The 23,438-nt window shown below is 53.6% G+C and carries 26 protein-coding genes, 5 tRNA genes and 1 pseudogene; 5 read left to right on the top strand and 27 right to left on the bottom strand.

Features of this window, described 5'->3' with window-relative positions:
• Position 1: 1 nt before the first annotated feature.
• Positions 2 to 421 carry a translesion error-prone DNA polymerase V autoproteolytic subunit gene (locus J4685_RS19190; RefSeq protein ID WP_000394197.1) on the bottom strand — a complete coding sequence of 140 codons (420 nt, stop codon included), beginning with the start codon at positions 419 to 421 and terminating at the stop codon, positions 2 to 4.
• A gap of 590 nt (positions 422 to 1,011) precedes the next feature.
• Positions 1,012 to 1,101, bottom strand: a tRNA-Ser gene (locus J4685_RS19180).
• 88 nt (positions 1,102 to 1,189) lie between these two features.
• Here J4685_RS19180 and mtfA point away from each other — a divergent pair.
• The 3 genes from mtfA (at position 1,190) to J4685_RS19165 (ending at position 2,786) form a co-directional block, all read left to right on the top strand.
• A complete protein-coding gene (gene mtfA, locus J4685_RS19175) occupies positions 1,190 to 1,987 on the top strand; it encodes a DgsA anti-repressor MtfA (RefSeq protein WP_000598921.1) in 798 nt (265 codons plus the stop codon).
• Between the two features lie 100 nt (positions 1,988 to 2,087).
• A tRNA-Asn gene (locus J4685_RS19170) sits at positions 2,088 to 2,163 on the top strand.
• A gap of 547 nt (positions 2,164 to 2,710) precedes the next feature.
• Positions 2,711 to 2,786: transfer RNA gene (locus J4685_RS19165), tRNA-Asn, on the top strand.
• 134 nt (positions 2,787 to 2,920) lie between these two features.
• Here J4685_RS19165 and J4685_RS19160 read toward each other — a convergent pair.
• Positions 2,921 to 3,199 (bottom strand): hypothetical protein, encoded by a 279-nt coding sequence (locus tag J4685_RS19160; RefSeq protein ID WP_000600594.1) that lies wholly within the window; start codon positions 3,197 to 3,199, stop codon positions 2,921 to 2,923.
• A gap of 89 nt (positions 3,200 to 3,288) precedes the next feature.
• Entirely contained in the window at positions 3,289 to 4,743 is a 1,455-nt protein-coding gene (locus J4685_RS19155) for an AMP nucleosidase (RefSeq protein WP_000428191.1), read from the bottom strand.
• A gap of 45 nt (positions 4,744 to 4,788) precedes the next feature.
• On the opposite strand from J4685_RS19155, the gene J4685_RS19150 reads away from it, so the two are divergent.
• On the top strand, positions 4,789 to 4,950 hold the full coding sequence (locus J4685_RS19150; RefSeq protein WP_001634510.1) for a hypothetical protein: 162 nt from the start codon (positions 4,789 to 4,791) through the stop codon (positions 4,948 to 4,950).
• On the opposite strand, the gene J4685_RS19145 is transcribed toward J4685_RS19150, so the two are convergent.
• The 4 genes and pseudogenes from J4685_RS19145 to J4685_RS19130 form a co-directional block, all read right to left on the bottom strand.
• Positions 4,939 to 5,265: a DUF1493 family protein gene (locus tag J4685_RS19145; protein ID WP_000886449.1), complete on the bottom strand. Its 327-nt coding sequence runs from the start codon at positions 5,263 to 5,265 to the stop codon at positions 4,939 to 4,941. The genes J4685_RS19150 and J4685_RS19145 overlap by 12 nt on opposite strands.
• Positions 5,259 to 5,722: pseudogene (locus tag J4685_RS19140) on the bottom strand (STM2901 family protein). The gene J4685_RS19145 and the pseudogene J4685_RS19140 overlap by 7 nt, the downstream one beginning before the upstream one ends.
• A gap of 420 nt (positions 5,723 to 6,142) precedes the next feature.
• Positions 6,143 to 6,218: transfer RNA gene (locus J4685_RS19135), tRNA-Asn, on the bottom strand.
• A 140-nt stretch (positions 6,219 to 6,358) separates the two neighbouring features.
• Positions 6,359 to 7,816, bottom strand: coding sequence for an EmmdR/YeeO family multidrug/toxin efflux MATE transporter (locus tag J4685_RS19130; RefSeq protein ID WP_012532501.1), 1,458 nt, complete (start codon positions 7,814 to 7,816; stop codon positions 6,359 to 6,361).
• A gap of 159 nt (positions 7,817 to 7,975) precedes the next feature.
• On the opposite strand from J4685_RS19130, the gene J4685_RS19125 reads away from it, so the two are divergent.
• Positions 7,976 to 8,051: transfer RNA gene (locus J4685_RS19125), tRNA-Asn, on the top strand.
• Positions 8,052 to 8,276: 225 nt separating this feature from the next.
• Here the strand turns inward: J4685_RS19125 and ldtA are convergent.
• The 19 genes from ldtA to J4685_RS19030 form a co-directional block, all read right to left on the bottom strand.
• Positions 8,277 to 9,206: a L,D-transpeptidase gene (ldtA, locus tag J4685_RS19120; RefSeq protein WP_001252817.1), complete on the bottom strand. Its 930-nt coding sequence runs from the start codon at positions 9,204 to 9,206 to the stop codon at positions 8,277 to 8,279.
• Positions 9,207 to 9,283: 77 nt separating this feature from the next.
• The gene (gene cobT, locus J4685_RS19115) at positions 9,284 to 10,354 is read right to left on the bottom strand and encodes a nicotinate-nucleotide--dimethylbenzimidazole phosphoribosyltransferase (RefSeq protein ID WP_001193973.1); all 1,071 of its coding nucleotides are present in this window, start codon (positions 10,352 to 10,354) and stop codon (positions 9,284 to 9,286) included.
• A gap of 26 nt (positions 10,355 to 10,380) precedes the next feature.
• Complete coding sequence (gene cobS / locus J4685_RS19110; protein WP_000039990.1) at positions 10,381 to 11,124, bottom strand: adenosylcobinamide-GDP ribazoletransferase; 744 nt, start codon at positions 11,122 to 11,124, stop codon at positions 10,381 to 10,383.
• Entirely contained in the window at positions 11,121 to 11,666 is a 546-nt protein-coding gene (gene cobU, locus J4685_RS19105) for a bifunctional adenosylcobinamide kinase/adenosylcobinamide-phosphate guanylyltransferase (RefSeq protein ID WP_000973185.1), read from the bottom strand. Before cobU ends, cobS begins: the two co-directional genes overlap by 4 nt.
• Positions 11,663 to 13,183 carry a cobyric acid synthase gene (locus tag J4685_RS19100; protein ID WP_000189676.1) on the bottom strand — a complete coding sequence of 507 codons (1,521 nt, stop codon included), beginning with the start codon at positions 13,181 to 13,183 and terminating at the stop codon, positions 11,663 to 11,665. The genes cobU and J4685_RS19100 overlap by 4 nt, the downstream gene beginning before the upstream one ends.
• Complete coding sequence (locus tag J4685_RS19095; RefSeq protein ID WP_000881534.1) at positions 13,180 to 13,995, bottom strand: energy-coupling factor ABC transporter ATP-binding protein; 816 nt, start codon at positions 13,993 to 13,995, stop codon at positions 13,180 to 13,182. The genes J4685_RS19100 and J4685_RS19095 overlap by 4 nt, the downstream gene beginning before the upstream one ends.
• An 8-nt stretch (positions 13,996 to 14,003) precedes the next feature.
• Positions 14,004 to 14,681, bottom strand: a complete 678-nt coding sequence (locus J4685_RS19090; RefSeq protein WP_000147138.1) for an energy-coupling factor ABC transporter transmembrane protein — start codon at positions 14,679 to 14,681, stop codon at positions 14,004 to 14,006.
• A complete protein-coding gene (locus J4685_RS19085) occupies positions 14,668 to 14,949 on the bottom strand; it encodes an energy-coupling factor ABC transporter substrate-binding protein (protein ID WP_000753216.1) in 282 nt (93 codons plus the stop codon). Before J4685_RS19085 ends, J4685_RS19090 begins: the two co-directional genes overlap by 14 nt.
• Position 14,950: 1 nt before the next feature.
• Positions 14,951 to 15,688 carry a cobalt ECF transporter S component CbiM gene (gene cbiM / locus J4685_RS19080; RefSeq protein ID WP_046598867.1) on the bottom strand — a complete coding sequence of 246 codons (738 nt, stop codon included), beginning with the start codon at positions 15,686 to 15,688 and terminating at the stop codon, positions 14,951 to 14,953.
• Positions 15,685 to 16,398, bottom strand: coding sequence for a cobalt-factor II C(20)-methyltransferase (locus J4685_RS19075; RefSeq protein ID WP_001013551.1), 714 nt, complete (start codon positions 16,396 to 16,398; stop codon positions 15,685 to 15,687). The genes cbiM and J4685_RS19075 overlap by 4 nt, the downstream gene beginning before the upstream one ends.
• Positions 16,395 to 17,186: a sirohydrochlorin cobaltochelatase gene (gene cbiK, locus J4685_RS19070; RefSeq protein ID WP_000709793.1), complete on the bottom strand. Its 792-nt coding sequence runs from the start codon at positions 17,184 to 17,186 to the stop codon at positions 16,395 to 16,397. The genes J4685_RS19075 and cbiK overlap by 4 nt, the downstream gene beginning before the upstream one ends.
• Positions 17,187 to 17,188: 2 nt before the next feature.
• Complete coding sequence (locus J4685_RS19065) at positions 17,189 to 17,980, bottom strand: cobalt-precorrin-6A reductase (RefSeq protein WP_001001991.1); 792 nt, start codon at positions 17,978 to 17,980, stop codon at positions 17,189 to 17,191.
• Positions 17,977 to 18,702, bottom strand: coding sequence for a precorrin-3B C(17)-methyltransferase (locus tag J4685_RS19060; protein ID WP_000953643.1), 726 nt, complete (start codon positions 18,700 to 18,702; stop codon positions 17,977 to 17,979). Before J4685_RS19060 ends, J4685_RS19065 begins: the two co-directional genes overlap by 4 nt.
• Positions 18,702 to 19,757 (bottom strand): cobalt-precorrin 5A hydrolase, encoded by a 1,056-nt coding sequence (cbiG, locus tag J4685_RS19055; RefSeq protein ID WP_001098913.1) that lies wholly within the window; start codon positions 19,755 to 19,757, stop codon positions 18,702 to 18,704. The genes J4685_RS19060 and cbiG overlap by 1 nt, the downstream gene beginning before the upstream one ends.
• The gene (locus tag J4685_RS19050; RefSeq protein WP_000004857.1) at positions 19,738 to 20,511 is read right to left on the bottom strand and encodes a cobalt-precorrin-4 methyltransferase; all 774 of its coding nucleotides are present in this window, start codon (positions 20,509 to 20,511) and stop codon (positions 19,738 to 19,740) included. The genes cbiG and J4685_RS19050 overlap by 20 nt, the downstream gene beginning before the upstream one ends.
• Positions 20,495 to 21,073 (bottom strand): decarboxylating cobalt-precorrin-6B (C(15))-methyltransferase, encoded by a 579-nt coding sequence (locus tag J4685_RS19045; protein ID WP_000650985.1) that lies wholly within the window; start codon positions 21,071 to 21,073, stop codon positions 20,495 to 20,497. The genes J4685_RS19050 and J4685_RS19045 overlap by 17 nt, the downstream gene beginning before the upstream one ends.
• Positions 21,063 to 21,668 (bottom strand): cobalt-precorrin-7 (C(5))-methyltransferase, encoded by a 606-nt coding sequence (locus tag J4685_RS19040; protein ID WP_000958833.1) that lies wholly within the window; start codon positions 21,666 to 21,668, stop codon positions 21,063 to 21,065. The genes J4685_RS19045 and J4685_RS19040 overlap by 11 nt, the downstream gene beginning before the upstream one ends.
• A complete protein-coding gene (gene cbiD, locus J4685_RS19035; RefSeq protein WP_001292919.1) occupies positions 21,662 to 22,801 on the bottom strand; it encodes a cobalt-precorrin-5B (C(1))-methyltransferase CbiD in 1,140 nt (379 codons plus the stop codon). Before cbiD ends, J4685_RS19040 begins: the two co-directional genes overlap by 7 nt.
• Positions 22,801 to 23,433, bottom strand: coding sequence for a cobalt-precorrin-8 methylmutase (locus tag J4685_RS19030; protein WP_000558992.1), 633 nt, complete (start codon positions 23,431 to 23,433; stop codon positions 22,801 to 22,803). Before J4685_RS19030 ends, cbiD begins: the two co-directional genes overlap by 1 nt.
• Positions 23,434 to 23,438: the final 5 nt, after the last annotated feature.

Raw genomic sequence — 23,438 nt, 5'->3', positions numbered from 1 at the left:
ATCAACTGACCGCTTTAATGATAAAGGTCACCACCCCGAATATGTCGAGCGTGTCTTCACTGCCGACAGGTATGGGTCGATAGGCGCCGTTCATGGGGATTAACTGCACTGTCGGACGCAACTGCAACCGCTTTACGGTGAACTCTCCTTCAATTGCCGCAATTACAATGTCACCGTGGTCAGCGTTCCGTGAGCTATCCACCACCAGCAGGTCACCGTCGCTGATGCCTGCTTCAATCATTGAATCCCCCGTTGCTTTGACAAAATATGTTGAGCTGGGATGAGAAACGAGCAACTCATTAAGATCGATACGCTGCTCAATATAGTCCGCCGCGGGGCTGGGGAATCCACACGGCACTAAGTAACTGAAAAATGGGAGAGGAATAATTTCGCGCAACTCTGTAGGTCTGAAAAATTCCATAATCCATACCTCTAATACTGTTTTTATATACAGTAGTATTATTTAAACATGCGCGCAAGATACCGGAGTCGCTACGGCTGTTTAAATCTTCGTCGCTTCGTTTGTAAGTTTCTCTCTCAATTCAAATTATGGGTTTTGTAAATTTTCCGGTTGTATTGTCATGTGTGCATATTTAAGCCAGCCTGGAGGCCAGATTTTCTGTACAGCGTCGACAGTCCCGCAGCGTAAGTTATCGCCACGCGCCAGCGCGTTTCCCTCACAGCAATTAATCTTCTGCCCGGCGCCCATGTCTACAGGGGAACATTTCGGGCAACAGGCCGGGTGCGACGATTACCGAGGACGACGGCGTTAAGTCGCCGCGAGTGATATCACTGTGAATCCCGATGGGGTACAGCGAAAGACCGGGGCTGAAAACCAGGAGTTGACTTATAATCGAAAAGTAAAAATAACACTATCCTTGGCCCCCTCTTCTGGCAGAAAAAGCATAAGATGGCGATACGTTTTTCACGTAATATTCTAACAGAATATTCTAAGTGTATTCTAAGTGTGAGACTGATCGCTGAAAGAAGATGAGCTAAGTGTTTGAATTGTGGCGGAGAGAGGGGGATTTGAACCCCCGGTAGAGTTGCCCCTACTCCGGTTTTCGAGACCGGTCCGTTCAGCCGCTCCGGCATCTCTCCGTATATTGCAATGATGCCAGGTAATTTGGCATTTTAACAGACCCTATTCGGGTAATTTTGTTCAAGTGACGAGTTTACGAGCAAAACGATGATTAAGTGGCCCTGGAAAGCACAAGAAATAACCCAGAACGAAGACTGGCCGTGGGATGATGCGCTAGCTATACCTCTTCTGGTAAACCTCACCGCGCAAGAACAGGCTCGGCTTATTGCGCTAGCCGAACGTTTTTTGCAGCAGAAAAGACTGGTAGCGCTACAGGGATTTGAGCTCGACTCGTTAAAAAGTGCACGTATTGCGTTAATTTTTTGCTTACCGATCCTGGAGCTCGGTATTGAGTGGCTTGATGGTTTTCATGAAGTGCTCATTTATCCCGCGCCCTTTGTAGTAGATGATGAATGGGAAGATGACATAGGTCTGGTGCACAGCCAGCGTGTCGTACAGTCGGGGCAAAGCTGGCAACAAGGGCCCATCATTCTGAACTGGCTGGATATCCAGGACTCGTTCGATGCTTCGGGTTTCAACCTCATTATTCATGAAGTCGCGCACAAACTGGATATGCGTAATGGCGATCGCGCCAGCGGCATCCCTTTCATCCCGTTGCGCGATGTGGCTGGCTGGGAACACGATCTCCACGCGGCAATGAATAATATTCAGGATGAAATCGACCTTGTTGGCGAAAGCGCTGCCAGTATAGATGCCTATGCCGCCACCGACCCTGCAGAATGTTTTGCCGTGTTGTCAGAGTATTTTTTCAGCGCGCCAGAACTGTTTGCTCCACGTTTCCCGGCGCTATGGCAGCGTTTTTGCCAGTTCTATCGCCAGGATCCTTCTCAGCGCTTACGGGTAAGCGCTGACGAAGGCGACTACGGCGAGGAATCCGAACATTAATTCCTCACTTTGTGGGTTAATTAACCAATTGAATTGGCGCGTTAATTTTACTGTTGACACGTTATAGCGGGCCCAGTATTATGCGCCTCGTTGAAACAATTCCTCTGTAGTTCAGTCGGTAGAACGGCGGACTGTTAATCCGTATGTCACTGGTTCGAGTCCAGTCAGAGGAGCCAAATTAAGGAAAGCAGACGTTCACTGACGTCTGCTTTCTGCATTTATATCAATCGATTATCCCTTTCTTCAGGTTCACTCTCGTTCACTGAAAACCACTCGCAGCCATACCCTTTTGCTGGTAAAGCTGGTTTGCCATAATTCTGCCTGTGATATTGACGGAAATCTTTTCGCCTGCACCAGAAATTTATCTGCCATTTCCGCTACCGGCGTCAGACTGCCTGTATCAACCATTTTCACAAAATATTTCACGTCTAAAGTTCATTCTGCCCCCTGCCCTTAATCTCTACGGCGTTATGTCTCAGAATTATTTGCCAAGTGCCTGCCAATTTTTCACGCCTCATCAGGCGCTGGTACATAGCCATTGCGGTAAGGTCACAGCATTTGACTTGTGCAATGACAGACAAAGTTGCGCCATGCCGGGGCAAAGTAGGAATTAGATCAAAACTTCAACGCTTTGTTGTTTTTGTCAGCAAACAAACGCGCAATCTTATTTCCCCCTTTGACAAGCCGATCGCACATCGTTACTATGCGCCCCGTTCACACGATTCCTCTGTAGTTCAGTCGGTAGAACGGCGGACTGTTAATCCGTATGTCACTGGTTCGAGTCCAGTCAGAGGAGCCAAATTTCTGTTTTCAGGCGTACTTATAAGTCCCTATTTAATTAGGTTTCAATAAGTTAGCGTGAAAACCTTTACCGATGCGTATCTGGTTTTACCTGCGCATCCGGTGAAATTGGTGGCCTGATTTGGGGCCATTTCAGTTCGATAATGGCGTGACCACCCTATATCCCTGTCCAACGCGAAAATCCTCAGTATCAAGCCTTCTGATAATCCCTTTAAGCTGATCGATTCTTACGGTCGGTATCTGCTTGTTAATCCGGGCTTGTGGGTCCAGGCGCTCAAGGAGCGTGAAGTGCGGCGCAATGTTTTCGCCTTCCGGCGCGTTTCCTGACGTAGACGCGATTATCGGCGACAGATCTCCGGCGATGGTGATGAAGCCGCGGCACAATAAGGCCTTAGCGGGATGCAGAATCACCTCCCGCTAAGGCTTCATTCAACCACTTTCCATATCACATAAATATGCCTCTTCCGCTCCTGCCCAACAGCAGGCGACAGCCCATTTCGTTAGCGAAACGGCGGCTCATTAAACGTGCGTAATTTACGTGAGTGCAAACGATCACCTTCTGCGCGTAGTAAATCAATAGCACGAATACCAATTTGCAAATGTTCTGAAATAGCCCCCTCATAAAACCGGTTTGCCTGCCCGGGCAGTTTAATTTCACCGTGTAAAGGTTTGTCAGAAACACAAAGCAGCGTGCCGTAAGGCACGCGGAAGCGATAGCCCTGGGCTGCAATCGTCGCGCTCTCCATATCAATCGCGACCGCACGGCTAAGGTTGAATCGCAGCGCAGATGCGGAATAACGAAGCTCCCAGTTACGGTCATCCGTGGTGACGACCGTTCCCGTGCGCAGTCGCTGTTTCACCTCTTCGCCGGGCATTCCGCTAACCGCTTTGGTAGCGTCGTACAGCGCACGCTGTACTTCCGCAATGCTTGGAATCGGAATATCAGGCGGCAGAACAGCATCCAGCACATGATCATCGCGTAAGTAGGCATGGGCCAGCACATAATCACCAATCGCCTGACTTTCTCGTAACCCTCCACAGTGCCCAATCATAAGCCAGACGTCAGGCCGCAGCACGGCCAAATGGTCGCAAATCGTTTTAGCATTTGAAGGGCCGACACCGATATTTACCAGCGTAATCCCCTGCCCATCTGCCGTTACCAGGTGCCAGGCAGGCATCTGATGCTTCTTCCAGGCCAGATCGGAAATAGCCTCTTCCGGCGCTTCCGTTTCTGCCGTGATCCAAATTCCGCCGGCACAGGAAAGCGCGATATAGGGACTGTCAGGATCAAGAATTTGGCTGCATCCCCAGCGCACAAACTCATCGACATAGCGGGTGTAGTTGGTAAACAAAACGAAGGGCTGAAAATGTTCAACCGGCGTACCGGTATAGTGCCGTAACCGGGCCAACGAGAAGTCAACACGACGCGCGTCGAAGTGCGATAACGGATAGAATTCGCCGGGGTGGAACAGACCGTCTGCCGTCTCATCGCCAATCTGCGCCAGTTCTGTGGTAGGAAAATGGCGCGTTAGCCCGGCGCTCATAGAACGATCCAGCGTCAGAGCCGAGCCATCGATCACATAAGGATACGGGATCTCATGGTGCGAGGCCTCTACCGCAATATGCGCGCCATAATCATGGTAAACGAGGTTAAGCTGTTCCAGAAGATAAGCGCGAAATAGCGCAGGCCGCGTAACGGTAGTGGTATAACAGCCGGGATGAGTAAAGCGTCCAAAAGCGCGTGTTTTAGGCGGGTTCGGTGTCGCGCCATCCCAGCTTACAGACAGCGAAGGATAAACAAACAGTCCGTTAAGCCTGGCATGGGGATCGGGCAGCGTGCCGTTATCAACATAGTCAGCGATGGCTTCACGGAGCGCGTTAACCGACTGCTCGTACAGCTCCTCCAGGCGATCCAGCGCCTGCTCGGGCGTCAGGTTTGTGCCTTTATTTTCCATATTATTCTCCTTAGCGTTCACAGGTGAGGCACGTCATTCGATAGTATGACAGCAAAGGAGGAAACTAAAGGGGTTAGCGTAAGGGCGGCGGCAGTAAACATGAACCCTTTAAAAAGAAAAGAGAACTATCTTAGCGCCACCATCATCGCTCAAAAAGAAGGGTACTGGTACAGCCATTTGTTAAGTTCATTACAATTAGTCATATAACCATTTCCCGGCTTTTGCTGACTCGATCAGCATGCTGATAGTGAAATCTGGGACGGGTACAGGCTCCGTTTTCTTGAACGGATGCCATGAAAAAGGGTGATTAGGAAAATAGGTTTCTATTCTGAAGTTACCTCGCTCGACATTGAGTTTCTCGAAGAATTTATTCATGAGATCTTCGGCTTCAAGTTCATCAATGCTCAGATCAGTATCAAGGTCAATCTCTGGTGTTAATTCCACTTGCTTAATGTTGAACAGATATGTGCCAGCATAAGGCCGTACAAGCTCGTAAACTTGCTGTTCAATATTGTCTAGCATAACTTATCATTGCCCCGAGCAATGGTATTGTAGTCGCGTATAGTGCGATATGCTATTTGTGACACATCTGCGGCAAGGATAATTTCCCCGATCAAAGGAATGGAACGTCCAACAAACGGCGCAATGTTACGAACCATAACACGTCTGGCTGTCCACGGGGTGTAACCGCCTAACCATGTCGGAAGGGATATTCCAAAGGGAAATTTTGACTTTTTAAACACTGCACGTGCAGTCCTGGACGCGTATGATGTGCCTTTAGTCGCTCCAGCGGGTTTCGCCCTTGTCCAAAGATTATTACGACCTGATACCAGAGCAACAACAGCCCCGAAATCTGCAACACCAATCCCAAACTGGCTTGCGGTATTCTCACAGAAAATCATAACAGAAGTTCGGCAGCAGTCAGATTGGATTTTCCTGCATAGAAGTATGTTCCATTTAGTTCTTCTACTGTATCCATTAGAAACTCTATAGTTACTATTTTGGTTTACTTATTGTACATCCTTGTTTCGAATGAAAGAAATCAATCTTTTGGGAAAGAACGGTTCAAGATCACGGGAAATATCTGAAATCAGATGAAAGAGACAGTCGCGATTCCCACCAGGGGCATCACCTGGCAAGCTTGTGTGATCGCTCCGTTTGAATCGAACACCTCTATATGTCAGCATACTGATACGGGTTTAATCTTGCGGATAGCGGTATCGGTTAATGCCATAGGTGGGGGCTCCATTTTCTCAGCGAACCGCGAGGCCCCCGATTAAGCCCCCAAAAACTATGGATATCAAAAAACCCGGCAAACCTTCTCAGGCCAACCGGGTAAAGATAAGTTCTTATTTTTTAAACGTCTCCGGACTCGCCAGGATGTCCCGAAACTAAAATCTGGCTCCTCTGACTGGACTCGAACCAGTGACATACGGATTAACAGTCCGCCGTTCTACCGACTGAACTACAGAGGAATCGTGTGAACGGGGCGAATATTAACGAGGTGCCCCTGGCTTGTCAAAGCCTGTTTTCACAAAAAAAGTTCGTTTGCTGCTTTATTCCACACTTCGGTTAAAATTCACCGTTTCCTGATGATTTTCACAGCAAAAAGCGCTTACTCCCTCTTTACGCGCGGGTATCTCCACAGCCAGCGCCCGCTTATCAGACGCCAGTAAAACAGTGCGCCACGCACGGCCCAGTCAAGAAACATCCCCAGCCAAACCCCTACAACCCCCATACCCAGCACAATACCAAGCGTATACCCTGCCACAACGCGACAGCCCCACATCCCCAGCATCGATACCCACATCGCAAATCGCACATCGCGCGCGCCTTTAAAACCCGACGGCAGCACCCACGCGGCAGCCCAAATTGGCATAAAGGCAGCATTAAGCCAGAGCAGAACTTTCACTACCTCTTTTACGTCCTGCTCCTGGGTATAAAATGAGGCAAACAGACCCGCGAACGGCGCTGTTCCCCAGGCGATTGCCGTAAGTACGATAGTCGACATCCAGAATACATGGCGCAATTGACGCTCTGCCTGACCAATTTGCCCGGTACCAAGACGCTTACCGGTGATAATAGTCGACGCCGAACCAAGGGCGTTACCCGGCAGATTGATAAGCGCCGCCACGGAAAAGGCAATAAAGTTACCCGCAATAACGTTAGTGCCCATTCCGGCGACAAACATTTGCGTCAGTAGCTTGCCACCGTTGAACAGCACTGATTCAATGCTCGCCGGAATACCGATACCCATCACTTCCCAGATAATGCCGAAATTCAGCGGCTTCAGATAGCTTTTCAGCGGAATGCGCAGCGCCGGATTAAAACCAATCATCAGCACCCAAATAATCGCTACCGCGCCGATGTAGCGCGAAATGGTTAATCCCAGCCCCGCACCGGCAAAACCCAGCCCTTGCCAGGAGAAAGCCCCGTAAATCAGGATGCTGCTGATGACAATATTGAGAATGTTCATCCCGCCGTTAATCATCAACGGGATTTTCGTATTCCCTGCCCCACGCAGCGCGCCGCTACCGATTAGCGCAATTGCCGCAGCCGGATAACTCAGTACCGTCAGTTCAAGGTACGTTAACGCCAGCCCCTTTACTTCTGGCGTCGCCTCGCCTGCGACAATATTAATAATTTCACTGCCGAAATAATGAATGACCACTGCCAGCACAACGGCAAATAGCGTCATAATCACCAGCGACTGGCGCGCCGCCGCCCTTGCCCGTCGCCTGTCGCGCTTGCCGAGGCTAAAGGCGACCACCACCGTAGTACCAAGATCGATAGCCGCAAAAAAAGCCATAATTACCATATTAAAACTGTCGGCAAGCCCCACGCCCGCCATTGCTTCCTTGCCCAGCCAACTGACGAGAAAAGTACTGAGCACGCCCATTAGCAAAACACAGGTATTTTCCAGAAAAATGGGGATAGCAAGTGGGGTGATTTCACGCCAGAACAACACTTTGTAGCTCTTGCGTTTGGCATACCAGGGCGTACGGACGACAACCTGGCGTAAGGCAGTGGAGGCGTTCAAAATGGACCTTAAAGAAGAGAGTTGAAACCACATTTCAATAATGAGCGAGAAATCGTAAGGCTGCAAAGCTTTTTGCAGAAAAAATGTCTGCAAATGCAACAAAGTGATGAGATAACCCGCAATCGAATCTGTAAGGGGTTAAATGGGGTTTGACAAAAATTTTTCCGCCGCTAATATACGACCCCACACGATTCCTCTGTAGTTCAGTCGGTAGAACGGCGGACTGTTAATCCGTATGTCACTGGTTCGAGTCCAGTCAGAGGAGCCAGATTTTAGTTTCGGGATATCCCTGCGAGTCCGGAGACGTTTAAAAAATAAGAACTTATCTTTACCCGGTTGACCTGATAAGGTTTGCCGGGCTTTTTGGCATCCATAGTTTTTGGGGGCTTAATCGGCGGCCTCGCGGTTCGTTGAGAAAATGAAGCCTCTGCCATGACACTCACTACTAATACAGATGTTCCAGCCCATGAAAACCAGCAATGTGGCAGGATATTTAAAGGCCAGACCTGCCTGCGCTAATGTTGACCGGCATTCCGGAACGGCGCTCCAGCACCTCATTAACCCGCGAAGTATCAACGTCATCCCCTTTGATAAACGTGCGCAGCACTGGCGTAACGGGCAATGGAACTTTTTTGTCTGACTCAAATTCAGCACGGTTGCGAGAAAGCGGTTCGTGTACCTCCAGCCAACGACTGCCATCCGGCTCTACCGAAAATTTAACGGGCCTGTCGATAATCTGAACGCGGGTTCCTACAGGAACATGGTCGAATAAATATTTAATATCGTCATTGCGTAAACGGATACAGCCCTGACTGACGCGAAGGCCAATGCCAAAGTTAGCGTTAGTGCCATGGATGGCATATAACCTGCCGATATATATTGCGTATAGCCCCATAGGGTTATCCGGCCCCGCAGGCACCATCGCGGGCAGCGTTTTTCCCTCTTTAGCATATTCCCGACGCGTATTAGCCGTTGGCACCCAAACCGGGCCATCTTGTTTGCGTTCAACCGCAGTTACCCAGTTGCGCGGCGTTTCACGGCCAGCCTGACCAATACCAATGGGTAGTACCTCAACCGTATTCGTGCCTGCGGGATAATAATAAAGGCGCATCTCGGCGACGTTTACCACAATACCTTCACGAACGGTGTCAGGCAGAATCAACTGCTGCGGCACTACCAGTGTGGAACCAGACTGAGGTAAAAACACATCCACGCCGGGATTCGCTTCAAGCATATTACTCAACCCCTGACCATAGCGGGCGGCAAATGACTCTAAGGGCTGAGTATTGTTCTGAGGTACGGCGATTGTGACAGGCTGTCCTACCAGACGACTGCCTTCGGGCGGCAACGGATAGCTTATAGCCAGCGAGAAATGGCTTACCAACAAGACGAAAAACGGAAAAAAAGGTGTGATACGACGCATTATATCCCTTCCTTTGTCGCGGCAGGTGTGCGTTAAGTATAGCTTTTTTCTCACATGGCTAGTGTTGTGCGCCCGGGTTATGTTGCGTTTGCGTTCCCCTCCGGCAGGACAATATTACTGGCCGCCAATTCCCCCATATTGTGGAACATGGCGCACGCGGCTTCCACGATCGGCATCGCCAGCGCCGCGCCGCTTCCTTCACCTAACCGCATCGCCATATGCAAATAGGGTTCCATAGACAAATGCGCGAGCGCGATGCGGGCGCCCTTTTCCGCCGAAAAGTGCGACGGGATCAGATAAGGTCTCACCGCAGGCGCAATCTGACAGGCCGCCAGCGCTGCCGAGTAGGAAAGAAAGCCATCCAGCAATACGGGTAAGCCACACCTTGCCGCGCCAAGCATCACGCCGGTCATCCCGACCAGATCAAACCCCCCCACCTTCGACAACACATCAATGCCGTCGCGCGGATTGGGCTGATTAATCGCAATCGCCCGCCGCACGACGTCTACTTTATTATCGATGCGGGAAGGCGGAAGATTCGCGCCAATCCCCACCACCTCTTTTGCATCACTTCCTGTAAAAACGCTGACCATCGCGGCGGCTGGCGTAGTGTTCGCCATTCCCAGCTCCCCAACGCCAAATAAGGTCACGCCGCGTTTCGCCAGGTCGCAGGTATAGCGGGAAACCTCCAGCAAAAGCGCCTCAGCCTGAGAGCGACTCATCGCCGGGCCAACGGCAATATTTCCGCAGCCGCGCGCGACGCGCATATCAACTACGCCCGGAATAGGTTCGGCATCAATACCGACATCAATGACATGCACCTTTGCACCAGCCTGAGCGGCAAGCACACATACGCCGGTTGTTCCCTGCGTCATATTCGCCGCCTGAATCGCCGTCACGATTTTGGGCGAAACCGCTACGCCTTCATCCCAGACGCCATGGTCGGCGCACATCACCAGCACCGCCTTTTCACCTACCTGCGGCGTACCGTTAAGACCCGGCATTCCCGCGAGCTGAACGGCTAAGGTTTCCAGTCTGCCCAGGCTACCCGGCGGTTTGAGCAGGCCGTCAATATGTTGCTGCGCACGCGCCATCGCCTCGGCGTCCGGCGCAGGAATGTCACGGAGTAAAGCGTGTAGTGTCTGCATAAGATGTCTCGTCCGTAATAATCGGCTCATAACAGAGCCAGCAGAAAGATCAGTTCGCCAAGTTCGATCGCCGCGCCCAGCGTATCGCCGGTTTGACCGCCAAGCGTACGTTTAAGCAACTGGCCAAGGATGAAAATCGCCGCGAGTGTGACCACCATTGTGGCCAGGCCTTGCATACCAGGCAGTAATACCGTGGCGACGATTACCGCCAATCCCAGAGTAATGCAGGTTTGCCGTCCGCTGACTTTACCGATAAATACATTGCCAAGCCCCTCTTCACGGGCGTAGCGATGACGGTACATCAATAAAACGGCGCTGCCGTGTCCGGCCGCACAGGCCACCGCCAGCGCCGCCAACATTGGCGTTCCACGTAACGCCAGTTCGCTGACCACCAGAATTTTTGCCAGTAGCACAAAAATAAGCGCCAGCCCGCCATGGGTTCCCAGACGACTATCGCGCATAATCTCCAGCATTCGCTCGCGGCGGCGCGCGGAAAAAATGCCATCGCAGGTATCGGCCAGCCCATCCAGGTGAAAACCACCGGTCAGCAGCGCCAGCGCCAAAATACAGAACAACGCCGCGAGCGGAATACCGCACCAGGATTGCAGGAGGATGAAAATCAGGCCGCTAATCCCCCCCAGAATCAACCCGATAAAGGGAAACATCACGATCCCACGCGAATACTGCTCGAAATCCAGTCCCTGCGACCAGCGTGACGGCACGGGCAAGCGGCTAATAAAAGCGAGCATGGCCCAAAACAGCTTACTCATTTAATTTTGACTCCAATACCTGAGACCACCAGCCAGACCTCATCCGCCGCTGCCGCCAGTCGTTGGTTGACCCGACCGGCAATATCACGAAAATGGCGCGCCAGGCGGTTTTCCGGGACGATCCCCATTCCCACTTCATTTGTCACCAGTACCACTTTCGCCGGGCAGCGCTGGCAGGCTGCAATTAAAATCTGAATTTCATCGTCAATGGCGCGCTCCATCGCCGCGTAATCCCACTGTTCGGGATCGTTTTCGCCTCCCAGCGCAAACAGCAGATTCGTCACCATGGTGGTAATACATTCCAGCAAAATCGCGTCGTCAGGGGCAAGATCCGCGGTAATCAACGTATCAAGATGCCGCCAGCATTCTGCGGTCCGCCAGTGTGCCGGCCTGCCATCTTTATGATGCTGAATTCTCGCCGCCATCTCGTCATCAAGAATCTGCGAGGTGGCGATATACAGTACCTGCGGCGCATCGCTAATTAAGGCTTCAGCATGACGGCTTTTACCACTACGCGCCCCGCCCGTCACCAGAATCATCATACCGGCTCCTGATGCTGTTGCATGATGGTGTAAATTTTATCAATATCAATATGTTGCCGCATCGCTTCCGCCAGCAGATCAAATTGCCGCGCTTTATGCTCCGCATAACAAAAAGTCGTTTCCCACGGCGCAAGCCCTTTTCGCGCCCGTAACCCATTGACCACCGCACGGGTAAAGGCATCGCTGTCAAACAGACCGTGAAGGTAAGTGCCAAACGCCAGTCCGTCGGCGGTGACCGCGCCATCCGCCACAGAGCATCCATTTTTCTGTAACGTCATGGCCGTACAGCATCCTTCCTGCAGCACCGTTTCCCCCATGTGGATTTCATAACCGCGTACCGGTAGCCCCGCCGCGGCAGCCAGCCAGCCGGGCAGCTCGCCTGACATTGTCGCGTTAACCTGCGTCGTGGTTTTATCCTGTGCAAAGCGAGTGATCGTATTAAGCAGTCCCAGGCCCGGCTGCGTACCCAGCCCCGACTCCACCTCATCCACAATAGTGTCGCCCAGCATCTGGTAGCCACCGCAAATTCCCATCACCGGCACGCCCTGCCGATGTGTCTGCAATACCGCATCCGCCATCCCGCTTTCGCGCAGCCAGGCGAGGTCGCTCAGCGTATTCTTACTGCCCGGCAGGATCACCAGATCAGCGTCAGTCAACGCTTCCGGGCGGCGAATATAGCGTATGCGCACATCCGGCTGCGCCGCCAGAGCGTTAAAATCCGTAAAGTTAGAAATATGTGGCAGTTGCACAATGGCAATAGTGATATCACGGGGGGCGTTACCGCGATATTTATCGTTTTGCAGCGCGACGCCATCTTCATCTTCCAGATCCACATCCAGCCATGGCATCACTCCCAGAACCGGGACGCCGGTAAGCGATTCGATTTGTTCGATACCGGAATAGAGTAGCGCCACGTCGCCGCGGAATTTGTTGATAATGACGCCCTTTACTCTGTCACGCTCCTGTTTATGCAGTAGCGCCAGCGTGCCATAAATAGCGGCGAATACGCCGCCCCGGTCGATATCCGCCACCAGAATAACCGGACACTGGGCCATTTCCGCCATTCCCATATTGACGATATCGCGATCGCGCAGATTGATTTCCGCCGGGCTTCCGGCGCCTTCCAGCACAATAACGTCATATTCCTGCGCCAGGCTGTTATAGACCGCAAGGATTTGCTCACGCAAACGCGGTTTATAGTCATGGTAACTCACCGCATCCATATTGGTCGCCACTTTCCCCATCAGCACGACCTGCGCCTGGCGATCGCTGGTCGGTTTGAGCAGCACCGGATTCATACGCACATCTGGCGTGATCCCCGCGGCTTCCGCCTGAAAAATCTGCGCCCGCCCCATCTCTTTACCATCCGGCGTAATACCAGAATTAAGCGCCATATTTTGCGATTTAAACGGCGCGGTACGCAGACCATCCTGATAAAAAATGCGGCATAAACCGGCCACCAGCACACTTTTGCCGACGTCGGATGCCGTCCCCTGCAACATAACTGCCTGCGTCATGACGCCTCCTTGAATGCGCACTTTTGCATTCGATGAAAAAACTCCGTTTCTGTTTTACACAGCGGCAGTCCCAGTTGAGTATGAAGTTTGACCAGCCAGGGCTGGGTTAGCCCCGCGTGTTCCATCGCTTCCGTACACGCGAAAACCTCGCCAGGCGCGCCATGCATCAGGATCTGGCCCTGGCGTAACACGTATACGGCATCGCTAATTTCATAAATAAGATCGATATCATGGCTGGAGATAATGACATGATTTCCCTGCGCCACAATCCGCCTGATGATAGCAATCATCTGAGTGCGCCCTGCGGGATCAAGACCAGCAGTGGGTTCATCCAGCAATAGATAGCGCGCCTGTAGCACCAGCGCTCCGGCGATAGCCACACGTTTTTTTTGTCCATGACTCAAACACTGAATGGGCTGATGGCGAAAATGTTGGGCGTCAACCAGCGTTAGCGCCTCGTCGACGCGGCGCGTGATTTCCGCCTCCGGCACACCCAAATTACGTAAACTAAACGCAATGTCGCTATCGATATCAGTATAAAAAATCTGCTGTTCAGGGTCCTGAAAAACCGTCGCAACTTGCTGGCGCAGCGCCAGTAGTCCGCGCTTGCTGTAATCCAACGGTTTTCCCTGCCACAATACGGCCCCTTTTTGCGGACGCAACAGGCCGCTCAGGTTCATAAAAAGCGTAGACTTCCCACAACCGTTCGCGCCCACCAAACCGGTAACAGGCGAGAGCGAAAAATCCAGATTTAACCCTTTAAGTACCGGCTCATCCTGATAACGAAACCACAGGTCTGAAGTGGCAAGCATAATAGTCCTTACAGGTGAAAATCACCCTGATACAGTTTGATATCCAGCGTGGTGGTCATTTGCTGATAACGCATTAACACCCGCGTAAACAGGAGTCCAGTCAGCATTGCCAGAGATCGATAGCCGTTCGGCAGGCTGCAATAACCAAAACGCAGCGTTTGCGCACGACGGATTGCCACCGCCTCATCCAGAAGAATAAAGAGAAAGCGCCACGTTAACAGGATTTGCTCGGTAAGCAGGCGTGGAATATGCGCGCGCTTAAGCAAGCTAATTAACTGCGGAAACGGTAGGTTCATCACCAGCCACAACGTCGCGGACAGCGCCGTCAGGCTACGCCAGAACGTTTCATTCGCCGTAACCACGCCCGCACGGGTAATCCCGATCCAGTACGGCCCAACAGATATGCCAGCCAGCAGCATTTGCGGCTCGCGGCTGATGCTGAAGATAATCGTTATCACGCCGACCAACAAAAATCCAAAAGGTATCGCCATCCATCGACACCAGCGCCAGAGGGATATGCGCAATAGCCAACAGCTCAATCCGGCAATGATCAGCAGCTCAATGCCCTGCCCTACAGGCGGCAGAACAAACGCCAGTATCATCATCGCCAGCCACAGCAAAAACTTGCGCTGCGGCGCAACGTGTGCCCAGCGGCTTTGATAGCTGAGTCGATCAAGCCCGGTCATCACGGCGTTGTTTACCTTTGCAATACCCCAGGATATAAAAAATCACCGCCGCGCCAAGAGAGCCCTGAAGGGTAAACAGCAGGCTTTCAATTTCACCGCTGGCGGGTTCATATAACGGCTGAAACCAAGGTTTATACTGCGGCGCAAGAGCCTGAATCTGGCTTTCCGCTTCGCCGTCTGAACCGCCATATTCACCGCCATGGTTAATAAAAAACGGCAGAATCACCAGCGCCACCACCATCGCTAACAACATCAACGTTTTTTTCATTTTAATGTCCTTGTACGGTAATCACTTGCCGTTTGGTTAACTGGTCATAAATCATGACGGTTAATAAACCTTCAGCAATAGCGACAGGAATCTGTGTGAGGCAGAAAATCCCCATAAACTTCACAACAGACCCTGTCGCTCCGGCATGGGGATCGGGAAACGCAACGCCAAGCTGGACTGAAGTCACAAAATAGGTTGCCAAATCCGCCAGCATCGCGCACAGAAAAACGGCGACATCGCGGCGCAGTCCGGCACGGCAGGCCATTTTCCACACCAGATAACCGACAACCGGGCCAATCACCGCCATCGACATTCCGTTTGCGCCAAGCGTCGTCAGGCCGCCGTGCGCCAGCAATAGCGCCTGAAACAACAGCACAACCGCGCCGAGAATCGCCACCACCCCAAGCCCGAACAAGATAACCGCCAGACCAACGCCGGTCGGATGTGAACAACTCCCCGTTACCGACGGAATTTTGAGCGCGGACAGGACAAAAATAAACGCGCCGCACAGCGCCAGCAGTACCTTCTGATGATTATCCTCCTGCACAATACGCCGTAAGCGTACCAGCCCATACCACAAGCAGGGTAAAAACAGTAACCACCAGGCCAGCGCCCACACTGGCGGTAAAAAGCCCTCCATGATATGCATCGCAAACGCCTGTTGCGGGACAACCATCAGCAATAGCGCTGCAGCCAGTCCACTGAAAGACAACTGTCTAAGCTGCTGTTCAAGTTTCATTCTGCATACTCCCACTGTTTATTGACCAGAATGGTCGAAAAATAGGGCAACGCTCGATCATCGTTGACCTCGTGGAGGTGGCGCCAGCACTGCTCGCCGGGCAGCGTGGCCTCGGACATCATTAAGGCGCATTCCAGCAGGCCAGCCTGCGCCAGCAACGCTTTAATACGGGCGAATCGGCCATACACTTTCATCAACACCAGGCTATCATGCTGTTGTAGCGCCTGGGCTATTTCCGCTTCCGGCGCGGTACAAGAAATAACCGCCAGCGATTGCCGTTCTATGGCGAGCGGCATTTTCGCGCGGGCGGCTATCGCGGCGAAGGACGTGACGCCGGGGACAATCTCCAGCCACTCCGGGCAGCCGATTCTCTGGAGTAAAAAAATCCAGGTACTGAATAGCATCGCATCGCCCAGGGTAATAAAACCGACCTGTTTACCCGCTTCCACCTCTGCGGTAAGCGCGGCGGCAACCTCGTTCCAGACCGCTTCTTTCTCGGCGCCGTCAGCGCTCATAGGGAAATGGCAACAACGTACTTCCGTCTGCTCGCCGAGATAGTCGCGCACAATCGACAACGCCAGACTATCGCCCCCCTTACGACCGGCGGGCGCATACAGAATGTCCAGCGAGCCAAGAATCCGCGCTGCGCGGACGGTTATCAGGTCGGGCGCGCCTGGCCCGGTACTTAATGCGTATAATTTACCGTTCATGCCGCCTCCTCTACCGCCATGTTCAGCGCCTGGTGCAAATGCGCGACAAACATCGCCCGGATAGCCGGGTTTTCTCCCAGCCCGCTCAGCCACGGCGTCGCCGGAATGCCCGCCGCGTTAAAGCGCATTTTCCATGAGTCGTCGTCTGAAGCCATATCATTTATGGCGTGATCGCCCGCCACCAGCATTAATGGCATCAAATGTACGCCGGTGACGCCTTCGTCACGCAGGCTGTCGATCAGGATGTCGACCTCCGGGTAGCTTTCTACAGCGCCGACGCGCGCCGGGAAGCGCTGCGCGGTCATCATATGATCGAGGCAGGCATAAGCTGCGAATGCATGATGGCTGGCGCCGTGGCCCATAAAAACGACTTTCTCCGTTTGTCTGAGCGATGGCATCTGTTGTCGCAACGCCTGCATTAGCTGCACATAATCGTTATGGCTGCTCAGCAGCGGCACGCCCAGCGTCAGGCGAGTAAATAACGGACGCAAGATTTGTACTTCACGGACAATTTTTTCATATTCGTCGCCGTTAATAATGTGCAACGACTGAATCGCCACGTCCTGATATCCCTGTGCTGCAAGCTTTTGCAAAGCCTGTAATGGCGTATCGATGTCGATACCGTCACGCTGGCGAAGCTTGCGAATGATCATTCCGGAAGTGAAGGCACGAAACAGGTCGCGATCGGGACAGGACTCCGCCAGATCACGTTCGCACGCCACAATGTTTTTTTCACAGGTGTCGTGATAGCTGGTGCCAAAACTGACCACCAGAAGCGCTTTTTTCATTTTTACTCCTTAGCTGCGGCCAGCCAGCGCGATAAACGCTGCGCAAAGGCGGCCTGGCTTTCCAGTAACTCATCACCCGTCACGAGCGGCGTCGGGCGCGCAATAACGATGCAGGGAATGCCCGCATCCAGACAGGGCTGAACTTTTTCCTGATATCCCCCCTCCGCGCCGGACGCTTTGGTAATGACCACGTCAGCCCGGCACTGGCGGTAAAACGCGGCGTTAAAATCAGCGCTGAACGGCCCACACAGTGCGAAAATTTCTCCAACGCCGAACCCCAGTTCGCTGCAGCGTTGAATCACCTCCGCCACGGGCAGTACGCGCGCCAGCAACGTTTTTTCCGCCAGCCCGGCACGCCAGACGGCCAGATCTTTACTGCCAGTCGTCAGTAACACGCGCGGACCAAAACGCCTCGCTATCTCGCAGGCATCGGCAATACTGCGCGCCGTATAGAGAAGCGGATGCGTCAGATTGCTAAGCTGCTCCGGACGCTGATAACGACTTAACAACACGCCCGCCGTTTCACAGGCGCGAAGGAGGTTATGGCTGACCATTTCTGCATAAGGATGCGACGCATCTATTACCCAGCGAGTACGGTTTTCTTTTAGCCATGCGACCATCTGCCCGTACTCCAGACGACCACAGCGCACCTGTCCTTTAATGTCGCCAGCCAGCGCTTTTCCGGCTGGCGTCGCCACAGATAAGGTGTACGCGACGTTCGCCGCCCCCAGTTGTCGGCATAACGCGCGCGCATCGCTGGTGCCGCCCACCACCAGCACCTCCCCCTCATTCACAGCGTGTAACCTCGCGGCGTTATCATCAGCCCATCCTGAACATAGGTCGTTTTATTACCAACGATGACCAGACTGGTCATATCTACCGGTTCAAAATCCATATCGCCGAGCGTGGTCAGCCATTTTTCCTCTTTCTTACGTCCGGCGGATTTCACCACGCCAACCGGCGTTTGCGCGCTTTTACTGGCGGCAAGCAGGTCAAACGCGCGCGCCAGATGCCCTTCGCGCCCGCGGCTGCGCGGGTTGTAAAAACAGATAACAAAGTCTGCCTCTCCGGCGGCAACGATGCGTTTTTCAATAACCGGCCACGGGGTCAGCAGGTCGCTGAGGCTGATATGGCAGAAGTCATGCATTAGCGGCGCGCCCAGTAAAGAGGCGGCGGCGATGCTGGCGGTCATGCCAGGAATGAGCCGCACCTCGACGTCCAGTTTCTGCTTGCTCACCAGCTCCAGCACCAGTCCCGCCATGCCGTAAATACCGGCGTCGCCGCTGCTAATCAGCGCTACGTTATGCCCGGCCTGCGCCAGTTCAATAGCCGCCTGGCAGCGTTCAATTTCCTTACACATGCCGGTCTTGATCACCTGTTTGTCGCCGGTGAATGCTTTAACCAGATGGGTATAGGTTTTGTAGCCCACGACGATTTCCGCCGCCTGAAGCGCCTCAATCGCCTCCATCGTCATCATTGCCTGTGAGCCAGGGCCAATTCCGATTACGCTTAACATCAGTGTGAAACTCCCAAAGTAATAGTGACGCCCTGTTCGCGCAGGGTTTCGCCTAACAATTGACCCTGGCTTAATAACCACGCAGCCGGGCCGGATACGCTGCCAACGCCCACCGTTTTTCTGACGAAGCCAGAACCGGGAAAATGGTGTTCGAATTCGCGCAACGCTTCGGCGGTAAAGGTTTTAAAAGGCACGCGGCAGCAGGAGGCGAGCTGAATAAGCCCCGGCTCCCCTTTTTTGAGCGTGACGCTGCCAATCGCTTTTAACGCCAGCGGATCGAGTTTCTGCGCTTCAAGCTGACGCGCCAGTAATGTCGCTAACAGGGGAAATGGCGTATCGCGGCGACAGCCAATTCCCGCCACCACGCGCTGGGGCACCAGTTTCCAGTGCAGTACGGGAAGCTCAGGGAGGTCATTACGCAAAGAGACGCAGATAAGCGCATCCAGTTCAGGCAACCGCTGCAAATCATCAACAGGGATAAAACCGCGAATATCACACTGGCCGATCTCTTCCGTTAGTTCGGCATCCCACCATAACCCCACACGTTGATGACTAACCAACATCTGGTTAACGGTTTTTACCGCCGTTCGAAGATCGGACATGCGGGCGTTAAGCTGGAAAGCTAAGGTGTCCAACGCGGACATCTCATTGACATCCGTTGCCGTGGTAATCACCGGATCGGCGCCTAACATTCCTGCCAGGTAGCGCGTCAAGGCATTGGCCCCGCCCGCATGACCGGAAAGCAGGCTAATGACATGCTGACCACGTTCATCAATGACGACCACCGCCGGATCGCTGAACTTGTCGTTCACTAACGGCGCCAGGACACGAACGGCAATGCCGGTCGCGCCGATAAAAATAAGCGCGGTATAAGTGGTAAAAGCCTGCCGGGCGGTATTAGCGAATCCGCCATCGAAGGGAATAAATCCCTCTTCCCGCAGTTTTTCACTGGTAAAGCAGGTTAACGGCAGCATCGCGGCGAGTCTCTTTGCCAGCGCCACGCCGCCGGGCGTCAGGCAAAACAACGCAATGGATTCAGGCTTTACGGTATTCATGGCTAAAGTCCGCTGCATAAAGTCTTGAGTAATGATACTCCTTACCCAGAAAATTCCCGACCAGGATTAGCGCCGTCTTACGGATGCCAGCATCACGTACTTTGTCGCTAATATCCGCTAACGTGCCGCGAACGGTCTGGCTTTCCGGCCAGGTAGCCTTATAGATGACTGCGACAGGCGTAGTTGCCGGATAGCCGCCGGCAATGAGACGTTCCGCCACCCGATGAATACGCTGAACGGAGAGATAAATCGCCATCGACGTCTGGTGACTGGCGAACGCCTCCAGTTGTTCGCGCGCCGGTACTGGCGTACGCCCTTCCAGACGGGTAATAATGAGACTCTGCGATACCTCCGGTACGGTATATTCCACACCCAGCTCCGCCGCAGCGCCGAGAAACGCGCTGACGCCAGGCACTACCTGCCAGTCGATACCACGGCGGGTTAACTCTTCGCCTTGCTCACGCACGGAGCCGTACAGCGAGACATCGCCCGTTTGCAACCGCACCACCGTTTTTCCCGCTTTCACGCCCGCGGCCATCAGCTCGATAATCTGCTCAAGATGCAGTTCGGCGCTGTCGTAGCGTTCTGCCTGCGCGGGGCAGTAATCCAGCAGTTCGGTATTGATCAGCGAACCGGCATAGATAACTACCTGCGCCTGTTGCAGCAGGCGGTAGCCTTTAAGCGTGATCAGCTCGCAATCGCCCGGCCCGGCGCCGACGAACCATACACAGCGTGGATCAAATGTCTCTGACATGGTTTTCTTCCTTCTGACAGGCGATAACAAAAACAGGGTTGTTCGGTTTGAAATAGTGTCCCGCCCCCAGCGGCGTTAACGATGAAAGCTGAAGCTGTACACAGTCCATTCGGCATGCGCCGATGTGCGCAAGATGCGCCAGCGCGCTATGGAGGTTTTCCTGCAAGATAAAGGTCATCACCAGACGGCCACCGGGATGCAGATGGCCCATCGCCCAGTCAATCAGCGCCGTCAGATGCCCGCCGCTGCCGCCCATAAACACCGCATCGGCTTTCCCGGTTATGGTCATTGGCGCTTCGCCGGGGAGAATATCGATATTGCCGCAGGCAAAGCGCTGACGATTCTCATCAAGCAGCCGTAGCGCGGCAGGATTACGCTCAATAGCCGTCACCTGCAACGAAGGAAATTGCAGCGCCGCTTCAATTGAGACGCTTCCCGTTCCCGCCCCGACGTCAATCAGGTGACTGGCGCGGTGGAGCTCAAGTTTCGACAGTGCCAGCGCCCGTACCGCCTCTTTGGTCATTGGCACGTTCTCGCCGCGCAGAAAAAGCTCATCTTTCATCCAGGATCACCACTGCATTCATTTCATAGTCGGCGTTGACCGCACTGACGGGTAGCCAGTGGATCCGCTCATTTTCCATCGCCAGATTTTCACCAATCACCATCAAGCGATGCCCTTTACCACGCGCGACCAGTTCCCGCGCGATTTCCCGCGGCCCGCAGCGGGCATCCGTGACCATCGCCACTTTGCGATGGTTCGCCAACTGCTCGAAGCTGACGCAACGACCGTGGCTACTGGTCAACCACATGTCATTCATATCAATTCCAGCCTGTGCGCACAGATACTGTACGGCGCTGATGCCAGGGATAATGCGAACCTGTTCGATACCAAAATGCGCCACCAGGCGTGTACCGATGCCATAAAACAGCGGATCGCCGGAGGCCAGCACCACGATCCCTTTATCCCGACGGGCGGCAATCCATGACAACAACGCGCCAATATCCGCGCCCAGCGTAAATCGTTCGCCGCCAAACGCCGGAAACTGCGCCAAATGCCGTTTACCGCCTGCCAGCGCATCGGCGTGGTCTATCGCTTCCAGCGCCGCAGGCGTCATCAAATGCCGTCCAGCGGGCCCCATTCCCACGACCGTTAGCATTGCAGCTCCTTAGCAATCTCGTCGACGGGACGATTACTGCCGAGAATATGGTTATCAAAAGAAAACAGGATGGCGTCGCAGACAGGCGGCGTTTTGGTAAAACGCCGCATCTGCATGACTCGCAAACAAATACGCCTGGCAAGATGGTTATAGATATGCCCGAAGCCATATGCTTCAATGTGCTCCATTGCCGCTTCAGTGGTATCGCAATCGCCGACCAGGGTGAGTAACTCCAGCGGCGCGCCCAGTAAAGCTAAATGCGCGACCAGCGTTTCCATGCGCGCATCGGCAATATGGCTATGGGTATGAAAGATCCCGGCGGCGATTTTGATCAATTTTCCAGGATGACCCACCAGCACTATCTGGCAAAATCCCAGCCGTACCGCCTCTTCAATCATGTAGCCGACAAAATTGCTCATGGTGACGACCGCCTGTGTGTCGACGCCCATTTGTTCGCGAACAAACCGTTCGCCGTGGTTGCCCGGCACGAGTATCACCCGCGTTAATCCTGACGCCCGTTTGATCTCCAGTTCCAGCGATAGCGAGCGTTTCCAGCTTTCTTCCGACATCGGCGTCACAATACCGGTAGTGCCAATAATGGAAATACCGCCAAGAATGCCAAGCCGCGAGTTATAGGTTTTCTGCGCCCGCACTTCGCCTTCCGGGGCAAAAATCTCCACATCAGCCCCACGCGCCGGGCCTATCGCTTCGCGCACCGCAGATTCAATGGTATGGCGCGGCGTACGATTGATGGCAGCGCTCCCGAGCGGCAGTCCAACCCCTTTACGCGTTACCGTACCAATACCTTCGCCGCCAGTGAGCGTAATCTCACCGCTGTCGTTGAGCGTAACGCGGGCAAAAATCAGCATCCCGTGCGTGGCATCCACGTCATCGCCGCCATCTTTACGAATTGCGGCTATCGCCTGCTGGCCTTCAATGTGCGGCGACTCCACGTTCAGGCATAGCGTGACGCCCGACGGCGTGACGATGGAGACCTGATGAATTAGATGTTGACGTAATACCATCAGCGCGGCGACTTTTGCCGCCGCCGTCGCGCAGGAACCGGTGGTATATCCTTTACGTAACGCTTTACCGTGGCGCCAGACCGGCGCGTCAAAAGAAAGCTCGCTCATCAGGCCTCCCGGAGGTGATAGAGCAGCGCATTGACGATAGCGGCAGCCACGTTACTGCCGCCTTTACGCCCTAACGCGGCAACCGCGGGAAAATGGCTATGGGTGAGCGCCTCTTTGGACTCCGCCGCGCCGACAAAGCCTACCGGTACGCCCACCACGCCGCTCACCGTCACGTTATGTTCAAGCAAACGGAACAGGGCCGTCGGCGCATTACCAAAAACAAAGAGCTTGTTTTTCTCATCCTCGGCGATAGCGATATCGACGGCGGCCATTGAGCGGGTAATCCCCTGCGTTTTTGCGGCGCGCACCACGCGCGGATCGCTGATATAACAGCGACACTCGCCGCCAAACGTCGCCAGTAATCTTTTATTAATGCCGGACAGCGCCATCGTGGTATCGGTATAAATAATGCACGGTTGGCGTAGCGCATCACAAAGCTGCTCCAGCGCATCGGCAGAGAACCACAAAATGTCCAGCCAGTCGAAATCGGCGGTGGTATGAATAACCCGCTTGATAATGGCCTCATGGAGCGGACTGGCGAAACGGTAATCAGGACGCGTTTCGCGAATAATGTCGCTAATAATGGTGAAACTGTTGGCCTCAATGGTTTGGGGCTGCTGGATATAATGCATACTGT

Source organism: Salmonella sp. 32100201201700099SM, from assembly GCF_017572645.1.
Taxonomy (GTDB): domain Bacteria; phylum Pseudomonadota; class Gammaproteobacteria; order Enterobacterales; family Enterobacteriaceae; genus Salmonella; species Salmonella enterica.
This window is presented reverse-complemented; position numbering and strand designations above follow the sequence as displayed.